The organism is Nonomuraea ferruginea, assembly GCF_039540635.1.
Classification (GTDB): domain Bacteria; phylum Actinomycetota; class Actinomycetes; order Streptosporangiales; family Streptosporangiaceae; genus Nonomuraea; species Nonomuraea ferruginea.
On record NZ_BAABFD010000004.1, the window covers coordinates 323666 to 346654 of the forward strand.

Consider the following 22989-nt stretch of genomic DNA (forward strand, 5'->3'; position numbering starts at 1 on the left):
GCCACGGGGGTAGGGATAGCCCTACCCCCGTTCCGCCTGCTCGCGGGACTGATTCGGCCGCCGCCGATCCGTAGCGTTGCCGGTATGACGACCCTCCAGCAGCGCATCGCCGCCGACTCCCGCTACCTGCTCCTGTCCTTCCCCACCGCCCTCGTCACGTTCCCGCTGGTCGTCGCCGGTGTCTCCGCCGGGCTGGGCGCCGCCGTCGCGTTCGTCGGGCTGCCCGTGCTGGCCGCCACCGCCGGGCTCGCCAGGAACGTCGCCGACGTCGAGCGGGCCTCCCTGCCCGGCGTGCTGGGCCACCCCGTCGCCCGTCCCCGCTACCGCGAGGCGCCCGTCTGGGCCGGTTGGTTCCGCCGGATGATGAACCCGCTGGCCAGCGGTCAGGCGATCATGGACCTGCTGCACGTGATCATCGCCTTCCCGATCGCCGTCGCCGGGTTCGTGGTGGCCGCCGTCTGGTGGGTGGGCACGCTGGCCGGGCTGACCTTCCCGCTGTACGGGTGGATCATCGCGGGCATCCCCGGGGCCGTCGAGACAGGACTGCCCGACCTGCTCGGGTTCGGCGCCAGCCCGGCGCTGTTCGTGGTCTGGAACACGGTGATCGGCCTGCTGTTCGCCATCACCCTGGCCCCCGTGCTGCGCGGAACCGCTCTGGTGAAGGCGAGCCTGGCCGAGCTGATGCTCACCCGGCCCGCTCTCGCGCGCCCCGCCGCCGCGCCGCATATCGTGGACCAGAGGATCCCCGCCTGATCTTGAAGGGTAAACCCGTGCGCAGCCCAATCTTCGGCAACCTCGACACCCAGCAGCTCCCGCCCGGCTTCGCCCTGCAGAACGGCAAGATGCTCCGGGTCGAGCTCCCCGAGGTGCTCGCCAAGCAGGGGTCGATGGTCGCCTTCCAGGGCAACTGGGACTTCGACTACGAAGGCTCCGGCGGGCTGGGCAAACTGTTCAAGAAGGCCATGACCGGCGAGGGCGCCTCGCTCATGCGGGTGCGCGGGCAGGGCGCGCTCTACCTCGCCGACAACGCCGACGACATCCACCTGTTCTACCTCGAGAACGAGGGCCTGACCGTCAACGGCCGCAACCTGCTCGCCTTCCAGCCGCAGATCGGCTGGGACATCCAGCGGGTGCAGGGGGCCGGGGTCGCGGCGGGCGGGCTGTTCAACACCACGCTCACCGGCACCGGATGGGTCGCCGTCACCACCCACGGCACCCCGGTCATGCTCGACGCGAGCCGCATGCCGACCTTCGCCGACGGGCAGTCGGCCGTGTGCTGGAGCGCCGCCCTGCACGTCGGCGTCAACCGCACCTTCAAGGCCGGTGCGCTGATCGGCCGGGGCAGCGGCGAGGCCATGCAACTGGCCTTCCAGGGCCAGGGTTTCGTCCTGGTCCAGGCCAGCGAGGGCCCGCTGGTGCCGAAGCCCGCCTGACGACACTGGCGCGACCCAGGCAGCCGGTGCCAAGTCATCCGCAAGCCGCGGTCGCCATTCTGTCCCGCATGGGAAACTTCCCGCGGATCGTCCTGATCCTGCTCTGGCTGGCGGTCTGTCTGGCGCCGATCCCGGTGGCGGTGCCCGACTACCTGCTCACGCTCGGCCACACCGGCACGCCCGGGACGCTCACGGTGGTGTCCTGCGAGTCGCTGGGCCGGGGCCGGTACGACTGCCGCGGCCGGTTCGTCCCCGACGACGGCGGCCGGCCCGTGATCGTGGCGACCTCGCCCGACTCGGACGCGGGCGACGTGACGCACGCCCGCCTCACCCCCGACGGCACCCGCGCGCTCCCCGACGGGCTCAAGGGCGTGCTCGCCGTCTCCGCCGTCCCGGCCGCCGGGCTCGCCGGTCTCGGTTTCCTCCCGTACGTGCTCGCGTACTGGTGGGGTGGGCCGAGGGCGCGCAGGCGAGCGGTCACGGTGGGGATCGTGACCACCTCGGTGGGCCTTCTGACCATGGTCGTCGGATTGGTGGCCGCGCACTCTTAAGGCACACACGCCGGAACCGGACCACCTCGACCGCCAACTGTGAGTAGTCGTCATGCAACCTACGCCGCACTCCTCTTCACCGAAGGAAAGGTCAAACTGGCGGTCATCACCGAGGTGCAACGTCAGCGCGACGACACCAAACACTGGACGTGGCTGGCCTACATCGCCAACATGCGTGCCCGCGACCGCTGTCAGGCGTTGCTGGTCGTCATCTGCCCCAACCGCGCCGTTGCCGCATGGGCGTCCCAGCACATCCAGACCGGCCATCCGGGCCTGGTCCTGCGTCCCTTCGTGATCGGCCCCGATAACACGCCCGTCATCACCGACGTAGCCGAGGCCGTCGGCAACATCGGCCTGGCGGCTATCGCTGCGATCACCCATAGTGAGAACCCGCAGATCAAAGCCATTCTCGCCACCCTGACAGAAGCTCTGGACCACATCGACCCGGAGAAGGCAGGACGCTACGCTGAGTATGTCACCGTGGCACTGGCGGGGGACGCGCAGAAAGAAATGGAGCGGCTCATGGCCACACAGACCTACCTCTACCAGGGCGAATATGCACAAAGCCTCATGGCGAAGGGCGAGGCCCGGGGTGAGGCCCGGGGTGAGGCCAAAGGGCTGCTCGTCGTGCTGGAGGCGCGCGGGTTCCGGGTGACCGAGGACGACCGGGATCGGATCATGTCCTGCACCGACATCAAGACGTTGGAAAGATGGCTGCAGCGGGCCGCGCTGGTCGACTCCGTGGACAAGCTCTTCGAGTGAGACACTCGGCCAGGGTTCTCCCACCGCCCAGGAGACGCTCCGCGTACTTCGGGTCACGCTGGCTCTCAGCAGCGGGCGACCGCATGGTCGGAGCCGGTGACCTGGGGAATCTCAGGTGGTGAAGCCGTCCTGCCGGACGCCTTCGGAGAGGACGGCCGCCAGCGCGGGGTTTCCGATGACGCGCACCGGCACCGTCAGCCACGTCCAGCGGGCGGCGGCGAGATCCGCCGGGATCGGCGCTTCAGCGTGGGAGACCAGTCGCCGCAGCGCGGCCTCGATGTGGGTGTCGGCCGCGCGGCCCTCAGCGTGGGAGTGATCCGGGCAGGTGGCGGGGACGAGGGGCCCCAGGCCGGCTATGGCGAGACAGGCGAGGGGCGGGAGGCGACGGGCGGCCTCCAGGGCGAGGACCGCCCCCGGACCCCACCCGGCCAGCGCCACGGTGCCCCCGACGGCCGTCAGGACCGCCAGGAGGTCCTCCACTTCCCTCGCCACCGCGTAAGGGGCGGTCGTCCCGCTGCCGCCGGTGCCCCGCCGGTCGTAGCGGTATACGGTGAAACGCTCCGCCAGCAGGGCCGCCGCCCGATCGGGGAACCCGGCCAGGACCACCGCAGGTCCCTCCCCGTCCGTGCGGTACGCGATGGACGTCCCGTCGCAGGACGTGACCCGGGGCACGACGTCACCGGGGCGCGATGTTGAGGTTGAGCCGGAACAGGTTGTCCGGGTCGTACGTACGCTTCACCTCGGCCAGCCGGGCGTGATCGGCTTCCGTGTACGCGTCCGCGACCCGCCCGGCGTCGGCCAGGAAGTTGAGGAACGTGCCGCCGGTCCCGTGCGGCGACAGCGCGTCGGCCATGCCGGCGAGCCGCTCGCTCACGATGACCGAGAACGCCGCGCCCCGGTGCCCGACCGGCCCCGCGTCCGGGCCTGGACGGGACATCGCGCCGCCCCAGTGCCTGATCTCCACGGTGGCGTGCCGCCCGGCCTCCACCAGCGTGCTGATCACCTCGTCCGGCAGGTCGTGGAAGAAGTCGAGGTAGCGGGCCGGGGTGCCGCCCATGGCCGCGTCCGCGTACCGGACCGGCCGCACCTCGTCCCTGATCGCCGGCCCGGCCGCCTCCCACAGCGGCCGGAGCACCCGGTCGCCCCGCTCGGGCGCTCCCGCGTACATGGCCTTGATCCCGAGCACCCGCTCGGTCCCGCCCGGCAGCGTGGTGAGCATGACCGCCGTGCTCACCTCGTCGGGGGCCTGCGCCGCCCAGGCGCGGTAGTGGGCCAGGGTCTCGGCCGCTCGCTCGTACGGGAAGAAGGCGATCCCGGCATGGACCAGGTCGACCGGGTAGAGCCGGAACTCCAGCGAGGTGACGATCCCGAAGTTGCCGCCTCCGCCGCGCAGCGCCCAGAACAGGCCGGCGTGCCGGTCGGCGTCCGCCGTGACGGTCCGGCCGTCGGCGGTGACCACCTCGGCGCTCACGACGCTGTCGGCCGCGAGCCCGTACCTGCGCGCCAGCCACCCGACCCCGCCGCCGAGCGTGTAGCCCGTCACCCCGACGTCGGGCGACGACCCCGACAGCGGCGCCAGCCCGTACGCCGCGGCCTCCCGCAGCACCCGCCCCCACCGCACGCCGGGCCCGACCCGGGCCACCCGCCTCACCGGGTCGATCTCCACACGGTCCAGCGCCCCCGTGCGCAGCAGGATCCCGCCGTCGGCCGGCACGTGCGTCCCGTGCCCGGTGGCCTGCACGGCCAGCGGCAGCCCGCACGTCCTGGCGGACACCAAGGCGGCCCGCACGTCCTCCGTCCGCGCCGCCTCCGCGACCATGACGGGCCGCGCGTCGACCGCCGGGTTCAACGACTGCCGGCCCAGCTCGTAGCCCTCGTCACCCGGCAGGTGCACGGCACCGGTGAAGCCGTCGATCCGGTCGGCGATGTTCGTCAGCATGATGCGTCCCTTCGGTGGTTGACCTGATCTCAGGCTCCTGCGGCACGCCCGCGGGGGCATCCGTATAGACCACGGATCCACCACGGATTCACCGCCCACCCGCACCCGTGGGCGATGATGGGGCCGTGACGGGCGGAGGGATGTCGGAACGCGAGGCCGAGGTGCTCGCGGCGCTCGGGCACCGCCTCACCAACGCGCAGATCGCCGCCCGCCTGCACATCTCCGTCCGCACCGTCGAGAGCCACGTCTCGTCGCTGCTGCGCAAGCACGGGGCCGCCGACCGCAAGGAGCTGGCCGCGCTCGCCCGGCAGAGCCGGACGGGGGAGCTGGCGGGGCTGCCGGCGGCGCGCACGAGCTTCGTGGGGAGGTCGGCGGAGCGCGCGGAGATCATCGCGGCCTTCGAGTCCTCCCGCCTGGTGACGCTGGCCGGGCCCGGCGGGGTGGGCAAGACCCGGCTGGCGGTGGCGGTCGCCGGGGCGGCGGCGCCGTCGTTCCCGCACGGCGGCGCGTTCGTGGACCTGGTGCCGGTGCGCGACGGGTTCGTGGCGGAGGCGGTGGCCGCGGCGCTCGGCGTGGCGGAGCGGCCGGGGCAGCCGCTGGAGGACGCGATCGCCGACCGGCTCGGGCGCGGGCGCGCGCTGCTGGTGCTGGACAACTGCGAGCACCTGCTCGATCCGGTGGCCGCGCTCGTGGACCGGCTGCTGGCGGTCTGTCCTGCCACCCGGGCGCTGGTGACCAGCCGCGAGCGGCTCGGCGTCCCCGGGGAGCGGGTCGTCTCCGTCGAGCCGCTGCCGCCGGGGTCCGACGCGGTCGAGCTGTTCCTCGACCGGGCGGGGGCCGCCGGGTTCGCCGCCGGGCGGGACGTCGCCTCGCGCATCTGCGCCCGGCTCGACGGGCTCCCGCTGGCGATCGAGCTGGCCGCCGCCCGGGGGGCCGCGCTGGGAGCCGACGGTCTGCTGGCGGCGCTCGACGACAACCTGCGGTTGCTGGCGGGCGGGCGTGGCGGCGACCGGCGGCACCGGTCGCTCCGGACCGTGCTGGGCTGGAGCCACGACCTGTTGGAGACGGACGAGCGCGCCCTGTTCCGGCGGCTGGCGGTGTTCGCCGGAGGGTTCGGCCTGGATGCCGTGGTGGCCGTGACGGGCGGCAGCCGGAGTGCCGCCGCCGACGTGCTGGGCAGGCTGGTCGACAAGAGCCTGGTCGTCCACCGTCGCGACGCCGGCGGCTGGCGCCTGCTGGAAACGGTCCGCGCCTTCGCAGCCGAACGCCTGGAGGAGAGCGGCGAACTCCCGGACGCCCGGCGGCGTCACCTCGCCTGGGCGGTCGAAACGGCCGACGCGCTCACCACCGCCCGCGCGGACGACCCCGACACCGCCTGGTGGGGCCGGTTCGACGCGGTGGCCGACGACCTGCGAGCCGCCCTCGCCACCGCGACGGGTGAATCCGCGAACGCCGCCGCGCTCCCGTCCCCCGAGGGGACGTTCGCGGCGGGGACTGCGGATGGGGGAACCGGCGCGGGCGCTGACGGGTCGGGCGTGGGGGAGAGTGCGGGCGCTCGCGTGGGCGTGGATAGGGCAACCGGTACGGACGCTGACGGGTCGGGCGTGGGGGAGAGTGCGGGCGCTCGCGTGGGCGTGGATAGGGCAACCGGCGCGGGCGCTGACGGGTCGGGCGTGGGGGAGAGTGCCGGTGCTCGCGTGGGCGTGGATGGGGGAACCGGCGCGGGCGCTGACGGGTCGGGTGTGGTGGGCGTTGGTGGGGAGGCGCATCGGCTGGCTAGGAGGTTGGCGGGGCTGACGTATGGGCGGAGGTTTTTGCGGGAGGCTGTCGCGCGTTATGAGCAGGCGGCGGTGCTGGCTCCTGGGGATGGGGAGGCGGCGCGGGATCTGGCCGACGCCGCCGAGTGCGCGCTGGCGTTCGCGCGTGCGGGGCAGGCGTATCGGCTGCAGCTCGGCGCCGCGGAGAGGGCGCGGGCGGCCGGGGACGGGAACGCCGAGGCGGTGGCGCTGGCGCGGGCGGCGGTGATCGCCGAGAGGCATCCGGGGTTCGGGTTCGACGACGAGCCGGAGGAGGAGCGGGTGCGGGCGCTGCCGGCGGAGGCGGCCGCGGCGGGAGACCTGGACGATCCGTACGTGGCCGCGCACGTGGCGGCGGCGCGCGCCTGGAGCACCGGACGGCCGGACGTGGCCGGGCGAGCGCTGGAGGCCGCACGGGCCACCGGGGACCCGGTGCTGACCAGCTCCGCGCTGGACGCCGTCATCTGCGCCGCCGACCGCGGGGGACGGGCCAGGGAGGCGTACCGGCTGGCGGGGGAGCGGCTCAAGCTGCTGCCCGCCATGGACGGCGACGACCCGCGGACCGGTATCGAGATCGTCGACGCGCTGCACACCGCGTCCTTCTTCGCCGTCGCCGTCGGCGACCTGCACGGGGCCTTGAAGGCGGCCCGGATGGCGGCGGACGACGACGTCACGGGCAGCCATCCCGCGCTGGCCGGCAGCAGGCTGGTGCCCCCGCTGGTGCTCGCGGGCGACTTCGACCAGGCGCTGGCGCGGGCGGCCGAGATGGTGGACGGCCAGGCGCGTGTGGACGCCCCGCCCGGACGGTGGATGGCTCCCGCCCTCGGCATGGTGGCGCTGGCCCACGGCCTGCGCGGGGACGACACGGCATGCCAGGCGTGGCGGGCCCGCGCGATCGCCGTCGGCCACATCGGCCCGGCCTCCCGCTACGCCCCTCTGATCACCTTCATCGACGCCCGCCTCGCCATCCACCAAGCCGACCTCACGCACACCTCGCCGGCGGACGGCCCAGGGCGAGAGGGTGGCGGTGGGATGTTCGGGAGGTACGCGATCGCGGCGGTGGCGGAGCTGGCCGTGGTCCGCGGGGAGGCGGATGCCGCTGAGCGGGTGGCCGCGGCGAAGGCGGCGGGTGAGGAGAACGCGTGGGCCGCCGCCTGCCTGAAGCGGGCCCAAGGGCGGTTGCGGGGGGACCGGGAGGCGTTGGGCGAGTCGGCGGAGATGTGGGGGCGGATCGGGGCGGCCCATGAGCGGGAGGCCACGCTCCGGTTGCTCAACTTGACCGATCGTTCTGGATAGAGCTAGGTTCTCCGGTATGGCGAGGAGCAAGGAGTTCGACCCCGACGCGGCGCTGCAGCGTGCGCTGGAGCTGTTCTGGGAGCGCGGTTACGAGGCGACCTCCATGGCCGACCTCGTGGCCCACCTGGGCATAGCGCGGGCGAGCATCTACGCCACGTTCGGCGGCAAGCGCGAGCTCTACCTCAAGGCCCTGGAGCGCTACCTGCACAACATGGACCCGGCCGTCCTGGACGCGCTGTCCCAGCCCGGCCCGGTGCTGCCGGCCGTGCGCGCGCTGATCAGGACGTACGCGGAAGAGTCCGGCGGCGACGACCGGCGGGGTTGCATGGTCGTGAACGCCGCGGTCGAGCTGGCGCCGCGCGACCCGGCCGCGGCCGCGTTCGTGGAGGCCAGCTGGAGCCACCTGGAGACGGTGCTGACCTCGGCGCTGACCAGGGCGCGCGCCCAGGGCGAGCTGGCTCGGGGCAAGGACCCGCGGGCCGTCGCCCGCATGCTGCTGGTGCTCATGCAGGGGATGCGGGTGCTCGGCCGGACTCCCGGCGGCGCCGCCCGGCTGGACGACGCCGCCGACCAGGCGCTGGCCGTGCTGGGCTGACGCGGCCTTTTTTCATGCTCAAATTCTAGACCGATCGTTCTCGATAAAGGGGTTTGCCATGCAGGGCAAGGTCGTTCTCATCACCGGCGGTTCCTCCGGCATCGGCTACGCGACCGCCCGGGCGTTCGCGGCCGAGGGCGCCACGGTCGTGATCACCGGGCGGGACGAGGGGCGGCTCGCCGACGCGGCCAAGCGGCTCGCCGCCGACTGGATCGCCGCCGACGTCTCCAGCGCCGCCGACTGCGCCCGCATGGTCGCCACCGCCGCCGACCGGCACGGCGGCCTGCACGTCGCCGTCAACAACGCGGGCGTGCTGGGCCGCCCCGGCCCGCTCGCCGACCTGGACCCCGCCGGCTGGGCGGCCCTGCTCGGCGCCAACCTGACGGGCGTGTTCCACTCCATGAAGTACGAGATCGCGTACATGAAGGAGCACGGCGGCGGATCGATCGTGAACGTGGCCTCCAACATCGGCGCGCACCGCCGCATCCCGGGCATGGCCGCCTACGCCGCCTCGAAGGCCGGCGTCAGCGTGCTCTCCAAGGCCGCCGCGCTCGAGTACGCCGCCGACGGCATCCGGATCAACTCCGTCAGCCCCGGCGCCACCGACACGACCATGAGCTTCCTGCCCGGCGAGACCCCCGCCGAGCGGGACGCCAGGCTCGCGCCGTCGATGCCGCTCGGCCGCGTCGCCGACCCCGACGAGGTGGCCGCCGCCGTGCTCTGGCTGGCCGAGGCCCGGTCGAGCTTCGTCGCCGGCCACGACCTGGTGGTGGACGGCGCGGCCAGCGCCTGATCTCACCCTCCGGAGAAGAACAGGAAGGCCGCGGCGTCGCGGGCCAGCAGGAAGCCGGCGATGCCCAGCGTCCAGCCCACCGCCGACGCCGCGTGCCTGGCCAGCCAGGCGCGGAGCCGTACCAGCTTCGGCTCCACCCAGGCCGCGGCCGTCGCGCGCAGCCCGAGCAGCGCCAGCACCGGCACGAACATGAGGGCCACGTACGCGGCGAGCAGCGGCAGCCACTGACCGGCGGGGAGCGCCGCGGTCGTCATGATCCCGATGGCCGCGAGGTAGGGCACCATGGTGGCCACCTCCAGCGTTCCCGCCGTCAGCCCGAGCAGCACCATCGCCCGCGGCCCGCCCATCCGCGGCTCCAGCCGCGGGCCCTTGCCACGCTTGCCGTCGAAGCGGAAGCTCAGCGCGAACAGGCCCACGCCCAGCACGAGCTGCACCCAGTACGCGGCCTCGCTGTGCAGCGCGTCGCCGAAGTTGTCCATGGCTGTGGACAACCCGAGCATGAGGCCCACGCCGACGAGGTAGTAGAACACCGCCACCGTCGCCAGGTAGAGGAGCAGCCGCGGCGCCTGCCCGCGCTCCGACGCCACCATCAGGTAGACGGGGATGCCCAGGGTGCCGAAGCTGGTGCTGTCGACGATCGCGAGGGCGGCCAGGGTGAGCAGCAGGCCGGTGGTCATGTCACCGATCCTGGCCGAGCGGCCTCGGTCGTCGCATCCTGCTCATGGCCGAAGAGGCGCGTACATCTTTCTGCCTACGGGGCCCGCGTTCCCGTACTCGCGGGCGCGTACGGGGGAGACAACCGCGGGGCGACGCCGCGCGCCGAGCCGTGCTCCTACCGTCGGACGATGAGGAAGACGAACTCTCTCGGAATGTCACCGGTCGCCGTCGCGGGGCTGGCCGCGCTCGGCGTGCCGCGGGTGATCGCGCACGATCTGGGGCTGGTCGGCCCGGTCGTCAACGCCGTGCTGGTGTTCCTGCCGGTCGCGATCTGGCTGGGCGTCGTGCTGTGGAGGCGGGTGCCGAACCCGTTCCTGACGCTGCTGGCGATCGGCGGCGCCTACGGGGTGCTGCTGGCGATCACCCACCAGCTGCTCTGGTCGTCGGCGTTCGGTGAGGACGCGCCGCGGCTGGGCGGCAACCTGGCGGGCGGGCTGTCGCCCGGCGCGGAGGAGGCGCTGATGCGGACGTTCGCGTTCGGCAGCAGCGTGTTCACCGGGGTCATGGTCGGGCTGGTCGTGGGCGCGGTCGGCTGGGTGCTGTCGCGCGCGGTGCCGGCGTTCCGGCCCCGGGGCCGCGAGACCGGGTCCTGAGGCCGGAACGGCGGGTGGTCAGCGGACGGCGTGCGGGCGGCGTCGCGCCAGGAGCAGCCCCAGGGCGATCATGCCCACGCCCAGGACCAGGTGGAGCCAGTTGTCCGCGTTGTTGACCGGCACGAAGTTCGCCGCGCTGTCGTGGTCGACCAGCATGCCGTAGATCCACAGCAGCAGGTAGACGACGCCGCCGCCGACGAGGAAGTTGCGGGCGCCCGACACCGTGCGGGCGAGCAGGATGCCGGCGACCCCGAACAGCAGGTGCACGATGTTGTGCAGGATCGACACCTGGAACACGCCCAGGAGCATCGCTTCCGAGTCGTGCGAGGCGAACTGGAGCTGGTCGTAGTCCGTGGTGATGCCGGGAACGAACCCCAGCACACCGACCAGCAGGAACACGGCTCCCGTGACGAGTGCCGCTAATTGCACGGGGGTCCGGGTGCCGGCTGTACGGGGGGTGTTCATAGGAGCTCCCTCGGGACGGGTCTCTTGTGGATCCGCCGTCTGCCCTCCGCGGGCAGGCGCTAACGCGACCGCCCGAACGGACTCTCCGGAATCGAGTCATTACTCTGCGCATAAGGTTCCGATCGGTTGCTCACGGTCACCGTTGGTAGATACACGACATGGTCAACGAGCGAACGGCCGAGGAGCCCAAGGAGGGAGCCACCGGGGCCCTCCTGCGGATCGGAGACTTCTTCAGCCGGGGCGTCTATTCGGGCGACCTGAGGGACGTGTCCTATCGGGGCGGACGGGCGGGCGAGGTCTTCTACCGCGACCGCTGGTCGCACGACAAGATCGTGCGGTCGACCCACGGGGTGAACTGCACGGGCTCCTGCTCCTGGAAGGTGTACGTCAAGGACGGCATCATCACCTGGGAGACCCAGGAGATCGACTATCCGACGGCCGGCCCCGACCGCCCCGAGTACGAACCCCGGGGCTGCCCGCGCGGAGCGGCGTTCTCCTGGTACACCTACCACCCGACCCGGGTGCGCTACCCGTACGCGCGCGGCGTCCTCGTGGAGATGTACCGCGAGGCCCGCAGGCGGCTCGGCGACCCGGTCCTGGCCTGGGCGGACGTCGTGGACGACCCGGAGCGGCGGCGCCGCTACCAGCAGGCGCGCGGCAAGGGCGGGCTGGTGCGCACCACCTGGGACGAGGCGCTGGAGATGATCGCCGCCGCCCATGTGCACACCATCAAGGAGCACGGCCCCGACCGGATCGCCGGGTTCACCCCCATCCCCGGCCAGTCGATGCTGTCCCACGCGATCGGCACCCGGTTCCTGTCGCTGATCGGCGGCCAGGCGCTGTCGTTCTACGACTGGTACGCCGACCTGCCGGTGGCCTCCCCGCAGGTGTTCGGCGACCAGACCGACGTGCCGGTGTCCGGCGACTGGTGGGACGCGGCCTACCTGATCATGTGGGGCTCCAACGTCCCCGTCACCCGCACGCCCGACGCGCACTGGATGGTCGAGGCACGCTACAACGGCCAGAAGGTGGTCGTGGTCTCCCCCGACTACGCCGACAACAGCAAGTTCGCCGACGACTGGCTGCACCCCCATCCCGGCACCGACGGCGCGCTGGCCCACGCGATGGGCCAGGTGATCCTGCGCGAGTGCTTCGTCGAGCGGCAGGTGCCGTACTTCCTCGACTACGTGCGCCGCTTCACCGACATGCCGTTCCTGGTCCGGCTGGAGGAGAAGGACGGCGCGTACGTCCCGGGGCGGTTCCTGCGCGCCGCCGACCTCGGCGGGGAGCACGCCGCGGCCGAGAACGCCGAATGGCGCACCGTGCTGCTGGACGAGGCCACCGGCGACGTGGTCGTCCCCTCCGGCACCGTCGCCGACCGCTGGTCGCACGAGGACGGACGCTGGAACCTCGACCTCGGCGACGTCCTGCCCCGGCTCACCTTGCACGGCCTGCCCGACGCCGTGGGCGCCGAGGTGCTGCTTCCCCGGTTCGACACCGCCGACGGCTCGGGGGCGGTGCTCAAGCGCGGCGTCCCGGCCAGACGGCTGACGCCCGGCGGGCCGCTGGTCACGACCGTGTACGACCTGATGCTGGCGCGCTACGGCGTCGGCCGGGACGGCATGCCAGGCGACTGGCCGACCGGCTACGACGACGCGGCCTCGCCCGGAACCCCGGCCTGGCAGGAGACGATCACCTCGGTGCCGGCCGCCGCGGCCATCCGGATCGCCCGCGAGTTCGCCATGACCGCCGAGAGCACCGACGGCCGCTGCATGATCCTCATGGGCGCCGGCACCAACCACTGGTTCCATTCGGAGACCACGTACCGCAACTTCATCACGCTGCTGCTGATCACCGGCTGCATCGGACGCAACGGCGGCGGCTGGGCCCACTACGTCGGCCAGGAGAAGTGCCGCCCGCTCACCGGCTGGACCACGCTGGCCACCGCGAACGACTGGAAACGGCCGAGCCGGCAGATGATCGGCACCGGCTTCTTCTTCCTCAACACCGACCAGTGGCGCTACGACCACTTCCGCGCCGACGCCCTGGCCTCGCCGCTCGGCGAGGGACGCTTCGAAGGGATGACGGCGGTCGACATCCTGGCCCAGTCGGCCCGGCTCGGCTGGATGCCGTCCTATCCCACCTTCGACCGCAACCCGCTGGACCTGGCCGACGAGGCCCGCGCCTCCGGCCGGGACCCGGGCGAGCACGTCGCCGGGGAACTGGCGGCGGGCAGGCTCAAGTTCTGCGCTGAGGACCCGGACCATCCGGGCAACTGGCCGCGCATCCTCATCGCGTGGCGGGCCAACCTGCTCGGCTCGTCCGCCAAAGGCGCCGAGTACTTCCAGCGCCACCTGCTGGGCACGCTCAGCAACTTGCGGGCCACCGAGGCGCCGGAGGACGTCCGGCCAAGGGACGTGCGCTGGCGCGACCCCGCGCCCGAGGGCAAACTCGACCTGCTGCTCTCGCTGGACTTCCGGATGACGTCCACGACCCTGCTGTCCGACATCGTGCTCCCGGCCGCGACCTGGTACGAGAAGCACGATCTCAACTCGACCGACATGCACCCGTACGTGCACTCGTTCAACCCGGCGGTGGAGCCGCCCTGGCAGGCCCGCACCGACTTCGAGATCTTCAACGACATCGCCGACGGCGTGTCCGAGCTGGCCGGCGAGCATCTGGGCACCCGGTACGACCTGGTGGCCACGCCCTTCCAGCACGACACACCAGGCGAACTGGGCAACCCTGCGGGCGCCGCGCGGGACTGGCGGGCCGACGGATCGACCCCGGTCCCCGGCCGGACCATGCCGAGCGTGACCGTCGTCGAGCGGGACTACACGGCGATCTCCGCCCAACTGCGCGCCCTCGGCCCGCTCGCCGCGTCCGAGGGCGTGCCCTGCAAGGGCGTCACCTACCAGGTGGATCACGAGATCAGGCTGCTGGGTCAGGTGAACGGCGTCGCGCGCGGCGGTCCCGCCGACGGCCTGCCGCTGATCGACACCGGCAAGAAGGCGTGCGAGGCGATCCTGACGTTGTCCGGCTCGACTAACGGACGCCTCGCCGACCAGGGCTTCCGCACCCTGGCCCGGAAGGTGGGCGCCGGCGAAGGGCTGGCCGGCCTGGCCCGCGCCGACGCCGACCGCCGCATCACCTACGCCGCCACCCAGGCGCACCCGCAGACCACCATCACCAGCCCCGAATGGGCGGGCATCGAGACCACCGAACGCCAGTACAGCGCCTTCACCATCAACACCGAGCACGGCAAGCCCTGGCACACCCTGACCGGGCGCATGCACTTCTTCCTGGACCACGACTGGATCGCCGAGCTCGGCGAGAACCTGCCGACGTACCGGCCGCCGCTGAACATGCACCGGCTGTTCGGCGAGCCCGTCCTCGGCCCGGACGGCGCGCGCGAGGTGACCGTGCGCTACCTCACCCCGCACAACAAGTGGTCCATCCACTCGGAGTACCAGGACAACCTGATCATGCTGTCGCTGTCGCGGGGCGGTCAGGTCATCTGGATCAGCCCGCAGGACGCCGATGCCATCGGCGTCGCCGACAACGACTGGATCGAGGCGGTCAACCGCAACGGCGTGGTGGTCGCCCGGGCCATCGTGTCCTACCGGATGCCGGCCGGGACGGTCTACATGCACCACGCCCAGGACCGCGTCATCGCCGTCCCCAAGAGCGAGACCACCGGACGGCGGGGCGGCATCCACAACTCGCTGACCCGCGTGCTCGTCAAACCCACCCATTTCATCGGGGGGTACGCCCAGCTCTCCTTCTTCCCCAACTACATGGGCCCGGTCGGCACCCAGCGTGACGAGATCACGGTGATCCGGCGGCGGGCGCAGAAGGTGGAGTACTGATGCGCGTCATGGCCCAGATCTGCATGGTGATGAACCTGGACAAGTGCATCGGGTGCCACACCTGCTCGGTCACCTGCAAGCAGACGTGGACGAGCCGGCCCGGCGTCGAGTACGTGTGGTTCAACAACGTGGAGACGCGTCCGGGGCAGGGCTATCCGCGCCGCTACGAGGACCAGGAACGCTGGCGGGGCGGCTGGAAGCTGACCGCACGGGGCCGGCTGGTGCCCAAGGCGGGCGGCCGGATGCGCCGGCTGGCGAGCATCTTCGCCAACCCGCTGCTGCCCAACATCCGCGACTACTACGAGCCGTGGACCTACGACTACAACGCCCTGTTCGACACCCCCGCCGGTGACGACTTCCCGGTGGCGGCGCCCCGCTCGCTCATCAGCGGCCAGCGGATGGACAACATCACCTGGTCGGCCAACTGGGACGACAACCTGGGCGGCATGCCGCAGCACGAGGGCGACGACGTCGTCCTGCAGCGGATCCAGGACAAGGTGCGGATGGAGCTCGAACAGACCTTCATGTTCTACCTGCCGCGCATCTGCGAGCACTGCATCAACCCGTCGTGCGTGGCGTCCTGCCCGTCGGGCGCGCTCTACAAGCGCGTGGAGGACGGGATCGTGCTGGTCGACCAGGACCGCTGCCGCGGCTGGCGGATGTGCGTCACGGGCTGCCCGTACAAGAAGATGTACTTCAACCACCGCACCGGCAAAGCCGAGAAGTGCACCTTCTGCTTCCCGCGCATCGAGGTCGGCCAGCCCACCGTCTGCTCCGAGACGTGCGTCGGCCGGTTGCGCTACATCGGCGTGCTGCTGTACGACGCCGACCGGGCCCCGGCGGCCGCCGCGACCCCGCGCGAGCAGGACCTCTACCCCGCGCAGCTCGACCTGTTCCTGAACCCGCACGACCCGGACGTCCGGCGGGCCGCCGAGGCGGCGGGCATCCCGCACGACTGGATCCAGGCGGCCCGCCGCTCGCCCGTCTACGACCTGATCGCCACCTACGGCGTGGCGCTGCCGCTGCATCCGGAGTACCGCACGCTGCCGATGGTCTGGTACGTGCCTCCGCTGTCGCCCGTGGTGGAGGCGATCACCGCCTCGGGCCACGACGGCGAGGACTACCGGAACCTGTTCGGCGCCATCGACACGCTCCGCATCCCGGTCTCGTACCTGGCCGAGCTCTTCACCGCGGGCGACCCGGCCCCCGTCGAGCTGGCGCTGCGGCGGCTGGCCGCGATGCGCTCCCATCGGCGGCGGATCAACCTCGGCGAGCCGGTCGACCCGGAGATCGCCGCCTCGGTCGGCTTCGACGTCGAGAAACTGGACGCCATGTTCCGGCTGCTCTCCCTGGCGAAGTACGAGGAACGCTACGTCATCCCGACGGCCGCCGCCGGAGACGTACGGAGCCTGGAGGAGACCGCGCTGAGCGGATGCAGCCTCGACTACGAGGGCGGCCCGGGGATGGGCGGCACCGAGTCGTCGGGGCCGTTCGGCGAGGCGTCCGGCCGGCCGGCGCCGCAGGCCGTGGAGACCTTCCACGTCCTGCGGCAGCGCCAGACCTCGGAGTCGGCCGCCGACACCTCCGGCCACGAGGGCCGGATCAACCTGCTCAACTGGGACGGCCGCGGCCTCCCCGAGGGGCTGTTCCCGTACCGGTCGAAAAGCCGGGGCGGTCAGGTGGACAGGGGCGAGGACCTGGGCGCCGAACCCGGCGAGATCAGCGAGCGGCGCGAGCGCGGAGAGTCGTGATGAAGCCACCCTGGACCTCGCGGCGGCCCCGGCTGTCCGCCGACGGCGTGGCCGTGGTGCGGCGGGCGGCCGGGATGTGCCTGCGCTACCCCGACCGGGCCCTGTTCGACCGGCTGCCGCTGATCAGGGCCGCGCTCGCCGAGACCGGCGCGCACCCGCCGGTGTCCGCCGTCGCCGAGTTCGCGGAGCACCTGGCGGGCCTGGAGCCGCTGCGGGCCGAGGAGCACTACGTGGCGGTCTTCGACGTCCGCAACCGCCGCTCGCTGCACCTGACCTGGTGGACCGACGGCGACACCCGCCGCCGGGGGTTCTCCCTCGCCGCGATCAAGGCGCGCTACCGGGCGCACGGCCTGACGCCTCCGGGCAGGGACGAGCTGCCCGACTACCTGCCCGTCGTCCTGGAGTACGCGACCCTGGAGCGCGAGGACGGCACAGAGCTGCTCCAGGAGCACCGGGCCGGGCTCGAACTGCTGAGGTTCGCCCTGGTCAAAGCCGCCACGCCGTACGCGCGACTGCTGGAGGCGGTGTGCGGCACGCTGCCCGGGGCCTCTCCCGGCACCCCCGAGGAGGCCGCCCGGATGGCCCGCCGCCCGATCGGCGGCGGACCCGAACTGGTCGGGCTGGACACCATCGGACTCCCCTCGTCGCTTCCCTTCGCCACCACCGGGGGTCTCAAGTGATCTCGCCCGTCGACGTCTTCCTGTGGGGCGCGTTCCCCTACATCGCCGTGGCGATCCTCGTCACCGGCCTCGTCTGGCGATACCGCTACGACAAGTTCGGCTGGACGACCCGCTCGTCCGAGCTGTACGAGTCGCGGCTGCTGCGGTGGGGGAGCCCGATGTTCCACATCGGGCTGCTCGTCGTGCTGATGGGCCACATCCTCGGCCTGTTCATCCCGGACAGCTGGACGGCCGCGATCGGGGTCAGCGAGACCACTTACAGCTTCCTGGCGATCTCGCTCGGCGTCGCCGCCGGCGTGCTCACCTACGCCGGCATCGCCCTGCTCGTATGGCGGCGGCGCACCACCGGGCCGGTCTTCCTGGCCACGACCGTCAACGACAAGTTCATGTACGTCGTCCTGGTCGCGGCGCTGACGCTCGGGCTGGCCACCACGCTGATCAACGCCTCGACGCTGCACTACAACTACCGCGTCGACGTCTCGCCCTGGGTGCGCAGCCTCTTCGTGTTCCAGCCCGAGGTGGCGCTCATGGCGCGCACGCCGATCGAGTACCGCGTCCACGCGATCTCCGGGCTGGTGCTGTTCGCGATCGTGCCCTTCACCCGGCTGGTCCACGCGTTCACCGCGCCCGTGCACTACCTGTTCAGGCCGTACATCGTCTACCGGGCCCGCGACCCGCGGAACATCGGCACCGCGGCGCTCCGGCCGGGGTGGAAGCGGAGCGACGTATGACCCGCGAGGCGAAGCCCTACTATCTGGAGTCGCTGGAGGACCGGTATCCCAGGTGGGCGGTGCGTTCGGTCTACACGGGCGTCAACAGCTTCATCTCGATCTTCCTCATGGCGATCATCGCCTACAACACCCACGCCCCGTTCGTCTTCCCGTCACTCGGGCCCACGGCCTTCCTGCTGTTCTACACGCCGCTGGCGGCCGCGTCCGCCCCGCACAACACCCTGGTCGGGCACCTGATCGGCCTGCTGGCCGGATGGTTCTCGCTGGCGGTCACCGGGCTGCTCGCCGTGCCGCCCGACCTGGAGAAGATCGACTGGCAGCGGATCCTGGCCTGCGCCATCGCGCTCGGCCTGACCTGCGGGCTGATGCCGATCTTCCAGGCGGCGCATCCGCCGGCCGGCGCCACCACCCTGATCGTCTCGCTGGGCCTGATACGGACCCCGGAACACCTGCTGATCATGATGGTCGCGGTGTTCGTCATCGTCCTGCAGGGCTTCGTCATCAACCGGGCGGCCGGCCTGCCCTATCCGATGTGGCGCAAGCGCGCGCAGAACGCGCCGCCGGACGACTGACAGGCCGGCCGAGGCGGCCCCGGTCAGTGTTTCTTGTCCCTGGCCTTCCTGATGACGTCCCTGGCACGGTCCATCATCGCCATCGGGGTGCCCACGAGCAGGTTCTTGGTCGCCGACTCGGTGCCGGGATGCGGGTGGGTCGGGGCCATGGCCTCGGCGGCCTTGACGCCGGCGCCCAGCGCGCGCCGCTCGGCCTGGGAGGTGTGCTGGACGACCTTCGCGAACTCGTACCGCTCCTCGGCGCGGGCGTGCGCCTCGACGGCGGCGCGCAGCGCCAGGAGGTTGCGCATGAAGTTCGGCGCGTCCGGGCCGGCCTGGTCCATCTCCTGGAGGAGCTTCTTGGCCTCGTGCTCCTCTTCGAGGCGGTCCTGGACGACCCCCGCGCCGCCGTCGAGCTTGGTGCGGGCGTAGGGGTGGAGGATCTCCTCCTCGGCCGTCTCGTGCACGGCCAGCAGCCGCACGAGGCGGGTGAAGGACTCGCCGCGCCGCTCTGGCGGCGCCTGCTCGACTTCGTCGAACAGATTCCTGATCATGCCGTGCTGGGCGATCAGAAGTTCGATGACGTCCGTCTCTTCCATCTTCTCGGGAACTGTCTTCGTCACGGTCCATCTCCTCTCGGATTACGGCGGGTGCCTACCCGTGGTCCGGCTGGTCACGCATGCGCTTGCCGTTTCTGGAGGGACCGGCGGTGAGCTGAGGAGATTGCACCCGAAAGCCTCGGGTAGGCCCGATTCGGACGTCGCCCACCCCCCGGCGCACGCGAGTCGAGCAGCCGAAGGAGCGCGAAACACATGACCTTCAATCCCTTGCGGGAGCGGGGCATCCCGCTGGACAAGCAGATACGTAACTGGCGTGAGCTGAACGTCATGCCCATCGACCCCGATCACGCGGACCCGTACACGCGCTGCCGCGTCATCGCGATGAACGGCATCGAGACCGAGGCGATCTTCTTCAGCCACCACATGGCCCGGCACTGCCCGAGCATCGACATCAAGCAGCAGCTCGCCCGGGTCCGTTACATCGAGGCCCAGCAGCAGAAGGTGGTCAACTGGCTGCTGCCGGGCGTCGCCTCGGTGCTGGAGACCACCATCGCCTACGAGCAGGTCGCCGTCGACCTGACCGCCTGGGTCGCCCGGATGGAGCCCGACCCGTACCTCAAGCAGGCCTACCAGTTCGGTGTCCTGGAGGACTTCGACCACCTCTACAGGTACTCCAACCTGTACGAGATGATCGAGCACCGCAAGGCCGAGAAGATCGTCGACAACCTGACCGAGATCATGCCGGGCAGGCCGACCCCCCTGCACCACCGCGACCCGATGGACAACGTCCGCGACCCGTACGACAGGTCGACCGCGGCGCCCATCTCCAAGCTGCACGCGCTCACCATCATGGCCGCCGAGCAGCAGACGATGAACTTCTACATGAACGTCGGCCCGACCTACATGGAGCCGATCGCCCGCCAGCTCTACCAGGAGATCGGGCTGATCGAGGAGGAGCACGTCACCCACTACGAGTCGCTGGTCGACCCGGGCGAGAGCTGGTGGGAGATGCTGCTCAACCACGAGTACAACGAGTGCTACCTCTACCACTCGTTCATGGAGACCGAGTCCGACCCGAAGGTGAAGAACATCTGGGAGCTCCACCTCAACATGGAGCTGGAGCACCTGCGCCTGGCCGCCGAGCTGTTCAAGACGCACGACGGCCGCGACCCGGAGCAGGTGCTGGCGCCGGAGCTGCCGGCCCCGGTCACGTTCGAGCCGAACAAGGACTACATCCGCGAGCTGCTCGCCACCCAGATCGACTACACCACGCTGGGCACCGGCTACGTCCAGGAGGCCCACGAGCGGTTCGAGAGGATGCAGGAGCAGCTCATGGGCGGCGAGCCCGCGCCGTCGCAGGTGGCGATGCAGGAGAACGTGCACAAGTCCGGCGAGGAGTACCGGCTGGAGACCGAAGGTCCCCACCCGGTGCCGAGTCTCAGGCGCCGATGAGGAGACTAGCCACGCTCGGGGCCCGGCTGCGTCGCGGCCGGGTCCTGCACCCGAGGGGCCGCCTGCTGGCCGGCACGCTGGAGGTGACCGGCGCGGGCGGGCTCGGCGTGCCGGTCCTGGACGAGCGCGGACAGTACGAGGTGATCGCCCGGCTGTCGAAGGGCGGCTCGCTGCCCGGCCGCCTGCCCGACGTGCTCGGCCTGGCGGTGCGCCTGCCCGGCCCGGTCGACCTGTTGTTGTCCACCTGCGGGGCGGCGCCGTGGCTGCTGCGACCCAGGGCCGGGTTCACCGCGGGCCCGTACTCCAGCGTGGTGCCGTACGGCAGCGACGCCGGGCCTGTCTGGCTGGTCGCCGTGCCCGAGGGCGAGGACGTGCCGGCCGATCCCGCCCTGCTGCCCGCGGCGCTCAGGCGCGGCCCGCTGCTGTTCCACCTGCTGGCCGCGCGCCGGGACACGCCCGCCCGGCCGCTGGCGACCCTCAGGGTACGGGCGACGCTGTCGGAGCGCGCGGACCTGTCCTTCGACCCGGTGCGGCACGGGCACCCGTCGCTGCGGATCGAGGGGTCGCTCGCCCGTCTGCGGCGCGGCGCCTACCAGGGCTCCCGGGAGGGACGCCACGCCGAGCTCTGAGCCCGTCAGCCCGGCTTGCGGCCGACTCCGGCGGCGATCCAGGTCTTGACGGCCTCGGCGTCGGACACCGGGGTGTGCGGCCGCCACTGCCTGACGTAGACGAAGCCGGGCTCGATCAGCTCCAGGCCGTCGAAGAAGCGCTTCGCCTCCGCCATGGTGCGGGGGCCGCCCGAGGGGCGCTTGAGCGCGTCGCGGTAGATGTCGGCGACCGCCTCGGCGATGTCGGGCCGCGTGTCGAACACCGCGTGGGTGATCGCGACGTAGCTGCCGGGCGCGAGCCGGTCGCACAGGGCGGCCACGCTCTCGTAAGCGCCGAAGTCGTCGGGGATGTACTGCAGCATGCCGAAGAGCAGCACCATCACCGGCTGGGAGAGGTCGATGAGCCGCCGCGTCACCGGATGGTCGAGGATCGCGTCAGGCTCCAGGATGACGCCCTCCGCCACCCCGGTGCGCTCGTTGGTGGCCAGGAGGGCGCGGGCGTGGTTGAGCGCGACCGGGTCGTCGGCGACGTAGACGGCCCTGGACTCGGGCGCCAGCTCCTGGGCGATCTGGTGGACGTTGCGCTCGACCGGCAGCCAGGCGCCGATCTGCAGGAACTGCCGCACGCCCGCCTCGACCAGATGGGCGACCACCCGCTGGCGGAACTCCTGGACGTGCTCGCCCATGGCCTTGGCCTCGGGGGCCAGCGCGAGCACCTTCTCCGCCAGCTCGCGGTCGATGGCGAAGTTGTCCTTGCCGCCGGCGAAGTAGTTGTTGATCCGAGCGACACTGGGCGTGCTGGCCGACACGCCGGGGCTCGGCGGCTGAGTGGCATCGCTCATGAGTGATCTCCTGTTCGCGGAGCGCTACGGACAACGGTAGCGGCTTCTCAACGGACGGAAAGGACGATCCGCCCCGAAGGAGCGCCCGCCGCCTGACGTTGCCACGCTTTTTCCGCGTAGTCGAGCGGCATGATCTCATGAACGACCGACAACGCGCCGCGCGCCGCGTGTCCGGCGATCTCGGTGATGGCGGCGGCGCGCTGGGCCGGAGTCAGCTCGTTGTTGGTGTAGCCCAGCAGCCGCAGCGACTTGCCGCGCAGCGTCGAGGAGTCGATCGGGCTGGTCTCGGAGGCGGAGCCGCCGAGGTTGACCAGGCGCCCGCCGGGGCGCAGCACCCGGGTCGCCGCCGCGGCCGGCACTCCGAAGAGCGGGTCGAGCACCAGGTCGGCGGGGCCGTCGAGGGCCGCGGCCAGCCGGGCGGCCAGCTCGCCGGCGTCGTCGCCGTCGAGCGGGACCACCGCGTCGGCCCCGGCCCGCTCGGCGCGCTCCCGCGCGGCGGCGGAACGCGCGGCGGCGACCACCCGCCGGGCGCCGGCCAGCCGGGCGAGCTGCACGGCCGCCTGCCCGACGGTCCCGCCCGCGCCCAGCACGATCACCTGCTCGCCCGGCCTGAGCTCGCCGCGCCAGCCGAGCGCCATGTAGGCGGCCACGGCCGACAGGCCCAGCGCCGCCACGGCCACCGGGTCGGCGCCGGGCGGCAGCTCCACCAGGTCGCTCTCGGGCACCGCGGCCAGCTCGGCCATGCTGCCGTCGCCCGGCGCCATCCCCGCCGTGGTGGGGAACCAGACGGTCCGGCCGCCGACGGTGCCCACCCCCTGGACGCCCGGCACGTACGGGGTCGGCGGGGTGCCGAAGTAGGACGTGCCGGTCGCGCAGAGCAGGTCGAGCGGTGTCACCGGGGCGGCGGACACCTCGACGAGCACCTCGCCGGGCCCGGGCGCGGGCGCGGGGCGCTCGGCCACCGCTGGCGGCTCTCCGCAGGTGTGGATCTGGGCGGCGCGCATG

Annotated in this window: 22 protein-coding genes; 15 read left to right on the plus strand and 7 right to left on the minus strand. The window is 72.1% G+C overall.

The window, feature by feature from the left end; translation table 11 throughout:
* Window positions 1-84: 84 nt before the first annotated feature.
* From ABD999_RS10325 to ABD999_RS10340, 4 genes are all read left to right on the plus strand, one after another.
* A complete protein-coding gene (locus ABD999_RS10325; RefSeq protein WP_271277838.1) occupies window positions 85-753 on the plus strand; it encodes a sensor domain-containing protein in 669 nt (222 codons plus the stop codon).
* Between the two features lie 17 nt (window positions 754-770).
* Window positions 771-1433 (plus strand): AIM24 family protein, encoded by a 663-nt coding sequence (locus tag ABD999_RS10330; RefSeq protein ID WP_271277837.1) that lies wholly within the window; start codon window positions 771-773, stop codon window positions 1431-1433.
* Between the two features lie 68 nt (window positions 1434-1501).
* Window positions 1502-1984: a hypothetical protein gene (locus tag ABD999_RS10335; protein WP_271277836.1), complete on the plus strand. Its 483-nt coding sequence runs from the start codon at window positions 1502-1504 to the stop codon at window positions 1982-1984.
* 39 nt (window positions 1985-2023) lie between these two features.
* Entirely contained in the window at window positions 2024-2746 is a 723-nt protein-coding gene (locus ABD999_RS10340) for a hypothetical protein (protein ID WP_271277835.1), read from the plus strand.
* A 111-nt stretch (window positions 2747-2857) separates the two neighbouring features.
* Here ABD999_RS10340 and ABD999_RS10345 read toward each other — a convergent pair whose 3' ends face one another.
* A complete protein-coding gene (locus ABD999_RS10345) occupies window positions 2858-3418 on the minus strand; it encodes an alpha/beta fold hydrolase (RefSeq protein WP_148035478.1) in 561 nt (186 codons plus the stop codon).
* 4 nt (window positions 3419-3422) lie between these two features.
* Window positions 3423-4685 (minus strand): FAD-binding oxidoreductase, encoded by a 1263-nt coding sequence (locus tag ABD999_RS10350; RefSeq protein ID WP_271277834.1) that lies wholly within the window; start codon window positions 4683-4685, stop codon window positions 3423-3425.
* A 125-nt stretch (window positions 4686-4810) separates the two neighbouring features.
* Here ABD999_RS10350 and ABD999_RS10355 point away from each other — a divergent pair, with 125 nt between their 5' ends.
* From ABD999_RS10355 to ABD999_RS10365, 3 genes are read left to right on the plus strand one after another with little or no spacing between them, the layout of a single operon-like run.
* Window positions 4811-7777, plus strand: a complete 2967-nt coding sequence (locus tag ABD999_RS10355) for an ATP-binding protein (RefSeq protein ID WP_271277833.1) — start codon at window positions 4811-4813, stop codon at window positions 7775-7777.
* A 16-nt stretch (window positions 7778-7793) separates the two neighbouring features.
* The gene (locus ABD999_RS10360; protein WP_271277832.1) at window positions 7794-8372 is read left to right on the plus strand and encodes a TetR/AcrR family transcriptional regulator; all 579 of its coding nucleotides are present in this window, start codon (window positions 7794-7796) and stop codon (window positions 8370-8372) included.
* A gap of 58 nt (window positions 8373-8430) precedes the next feature.
* Window positions 8431-9165 (plus strand): SDR family NAD(P)-dependent oxidoreductase, encoded by a 735-nt coding sequence (locus ABD999_RS10365; protein WP_271277831.1) that lies wholly within the window; start codon window positions 8431-8433, stop codon window positions 9163-9165.
* Window positions 9166-9167: 2 nt separating this feature from the next.
* Here ABD999_RS10365 and ABD999_RS10370 read toward each other — a convergent pair whose 3' ends face one another.
* Entirely contained in the window at window positions 9168-9842 is a 675-nt protein-coding gene (locus tag ABD999_RS10370) for a GAP family protein (protein WP_271277830.1), read from the minus strand.
* Window positions 9843-10010: 168 nt separating this feature from the next.
* Between ABD999_RS10370 and ABD999_RS10375 the strand changes: the two genes are divergently transcribed.
* Complete coding sequence (locus ABD999_RS10375; RefSeq protein WP_187281503.1) at window positions 10011-10475, plus strand: hypothetical protein; 465 nt, start codon at window positions 10011-10013, stop codon at window positions 10473-10475.
* An 18-nt stretch (window positions 10476-10493) separates the two neighbouring features.
* On the opposite strand, the gene ABD999_RS10380 is transcribed toward ABD999_RS10375, so the two are convergent.
* Window positions 10494-10940, minus strand: coding sequence for a DUF4383 domain-containing protein (locus ABD999_RS10380; protein WP_148035472.1), 447 nt, complete (start codon window positions 10938-10940; stop codon window positions 10494-10496).
* A gap of 158 nt (window positions 10941-11098) precedes the next feature.
* Between ABD999_RS10380 and ABD999_RS10385 the strand changes: the two genes are divergently transcribed.
* Genes ABD999_RS10385 through ABD999_RS10405 form a run of 5 tightly spaced genes read left to right on the plus strand, consistent with a single transcriptional unit; the run spans window position 11099 to window position 18543 of the window.
* Window positions 11099-14809, plus strand: a complete 3711-nt coding sequence (locus tag ABD999_RS10385) for a nitrate reductase subunit alpha (RefSeq protein ID WP_271277829.1) — start codon at window positions 11099-11101, stop codon at window positions 14807-14809.
* The gene (gene narH, locus ABD999_RS10390) at window positions 14809-16560 is read left to right on the plus strand and encodes a nitrate reductase subunit beta (RefSeq protein WP_271277828.1); all 1752 of its coding nucleotides are present in this window, start codon (window positions 14809-14811) and stop codon (window positions 16558-16560) included. The genes ABD999_RS10385 and narH overlap by 1 nt, the downstream gene beginning before the upstream one ends.
* Window positions 16560-17240, plus strand: a complete 681-nt coding sequence (gene narJ / locus ABD999_RS10395) for a nitrate reductase molybdenum cofactor assembly chaperone (protein WP_271277827.1) — start codon at window positions 16560-16562, stop codon at window positions 17238-17240. Before narH ends, narJ begins: the two co-directional genes overlap by 1 nt.
* A complete protein-coding gene (gene narI / locus ABD999_RS10400) occupies window positions 17237-17971 on the plus strand; it encodes a respiratory nitrate reductase subunit gamma (RefSeq protein WP_271277826.1) in 735 nt (244 codons plus the stop codon). The genes narJ and narI overlap by 4 nt, the downstream gene beginning before the upstream one ends.
* A complete protein-coding gene (locus tag ABD999_RS10405) occupies window positions 17968-18543 on the plus strand; it encodes an HPP family protein (RefSeq protein WP_148035467.1) in 576 nt (191 codons plus the stop codon). Before narI ends, ABD999_RS10405 begins: the two co-directional genes overlap by 4 nt.
* A gap of 23 nt (window positions 18544-18566) precedes the next feature.
* Here the strand turns inward: ABD999_RS10405 and ABD999_RS10410 are convergent, their stop codons facing one another.
* A complete protein-coding gene (locus tag ABD999_RS10410) occupies window positions 18567-19145 on the minus strand; it encodes a hemerythrin domain-containing protein (RefSeq protein WP_261808946.1) in 579 nt (192 codons plus the stop codon).
* Between the two features lie 189 nt (window positions 19146-19334).
* Between ABD999_RS10410 and ABD999_RS10415 the strand changes: the two genes are divergently transcribed.
* Window positions 19335-20534, plus strand: a complete 1200-nt coding sequence (locus ABD999_RS10415; RefSeq protein ID WP_271277825.1) for a hypothetical protein — start codon at window positions 19335-19337, stop codon at window positions 20532-20534.
* Entirely contained in the window at window positions 20531-21163 is a 633-nt protein-coding gene (locus tag ABD999_RS10420) for a hypothetical protein (protein WP_271277824.1), read from the plus strand. The genes ABD999_RS10415 and ABD999_RS10420 overlap by 4 nt, the downstream gene beginning before the upstream one ends.
* A 5-nt stretch (window positions 21164-21168) precedes the next feature.
* Here ABD999_RS10420 and ABD999_RS10425 read toward each other — a convergent pair whose 3' ends face one another.
* Window positions 21169-21984, minus strand: coding sequence for an SAM-dependent methyltransferase (locus ABD999_RS10425; protein ID WP_271277823.1), 816 nt, complete (start codon window positions 21982-21984; stop codon window positions 21169-21171).
* Between the two features lie 47 nt (window positions 21985-22031).
* Window positions 22032-22988, minus strand: a complete 957-nt coding sequence (locus tag ABD999_RS10430) for a quinone oxidoreductase family protein (RefSeq protein ID WP_345482657.1) — start codon at window positions 22986-22988, stop codon at window positions 22032-22034.
* Window position 22989: the final 1 nt, after the last annotated feature.

What these genes read in the sequence shown, in the direction of transcription:
- ABD999_RS10325 (WP_271277838.1), top strand. Translation starts at nt 85, where the DNA reads ATGACGACCCTCCAGCAGCGCATCGCCGCCGACTCCCGCTACCTGCTC.
- ABD999_RS10335 (WP_271277836.1), top strand. Translation starts at nt 1,502, where the DNA reads ATGGGAAACTTCCCGCGGATCGTCCTGATCCTGCTCTGGCTGGCGGTC.
- ABD999_RS10350 (WP_271277834.1), bottom strand. Translation starts at nt 4,685, where the DNA reads ATGCTGACGAACATCGCCGACCGGATCGACGGCTTCACCGGTGCCGTG.
- ABD999_RS10360 (WP_271277832.1), top strand. Translation starts at nt 7,794, where the DNA reads ATGGCGAGGAGCAAGGAGTTCGACCCCGACGCGGCGCTGCAGCGTGCG.
- ABD999_RS10365 (WP_271277831.1), top strand. Translation starts at nt 8,431, where the DNA reads ATGCAGGGCAAGGTCGTTCTCATCACCGGCGGTTCCTCCGGCATCGGC.
- ABD999_RS10370 (WP_271277830.1), bottom strand. Translation starts at nt 9,842, where the DNA reads ATGACCACCGGCCTGCTGCTCACCCTGGCCGCCCTCGCGATCGTCGAC.
- ABD999_RS10375 (WP_187281503.1), top strand. Translation starts at nt 10,011, where the DNA reads ATGAGGAAGACGAACTCTCTCGGAATGTCACCGGTCGCCGTCGCGGGG.
- ABD999_RS10380 (WP_148035472.1), bottom strand. Translation starts at nt 10,940, where the DNA reads ATGAACACCCCCCGTACAGCCGGCACCCGGACCCCCGTGCAATTAGCG.
- ABD999_RS10385 (WP_271277829.1), top strand. Translation starts at nt 11,099, where the DNA reads ATGGTCAACGAGCGAACGGCCGAGGAGCCCAAGGAGGGAGCCACCGGG.
- narH (WP_271277828.1), top strand. Translation starts at nt 14,809, where the DNA reads ATGCGCGTCATGGCCCAGATCTGCATGGTGATGAACCTGGACAAGTGC.
- narJ (WP_271277827.1), top strand. Translation starts at nt 16,560, where the DNA reads ATGAAGCCACCCTGGACCTCGCGGCGGCCCCGGCTGTCCGCCGACGGC.
- ABD999_RS10405 (WP_148035467.1), top strand. Translation starts at nt 17,968, where the DNA reads ATGACCCGCGAGGCGAAGCCCTACTATCTGGAGTCGCTGGAGGACCGG.
- ABD999_RS10415 (WP_271277825.1), top strand. Translation starts at nt 19,335, where the DNA reads ATGACCTTCAATCCCTTGCGGGAGCGGGGCATCCCGCTGGACAAGCAG.
- ABD999_RS10420 (WP_271277824.1), top strand. Translation starts at nt 20,531, where the DNA reads ATGAGGAGACTAGCCACGCTCGGGGCCCGGCTGCGTCGCGGCCGGGTC.
- ABD999_RS10425 (WP_271277823.1), bottom strand. Translation starts at nt 21,984, where the DNA reads ATGAGCGATGCCACTCAGCCGCCGAGCCCCGGCGTGTCGGCCAGCACG.
- ABD999_RS10430 (WP_345482657.1), bottom strand. Translation starts at nt 22,988, where the DNA reads ATGCGCGCCGCCCAGATCCACACCTGCGGAGAGCCGCCAGCGGTGGCC.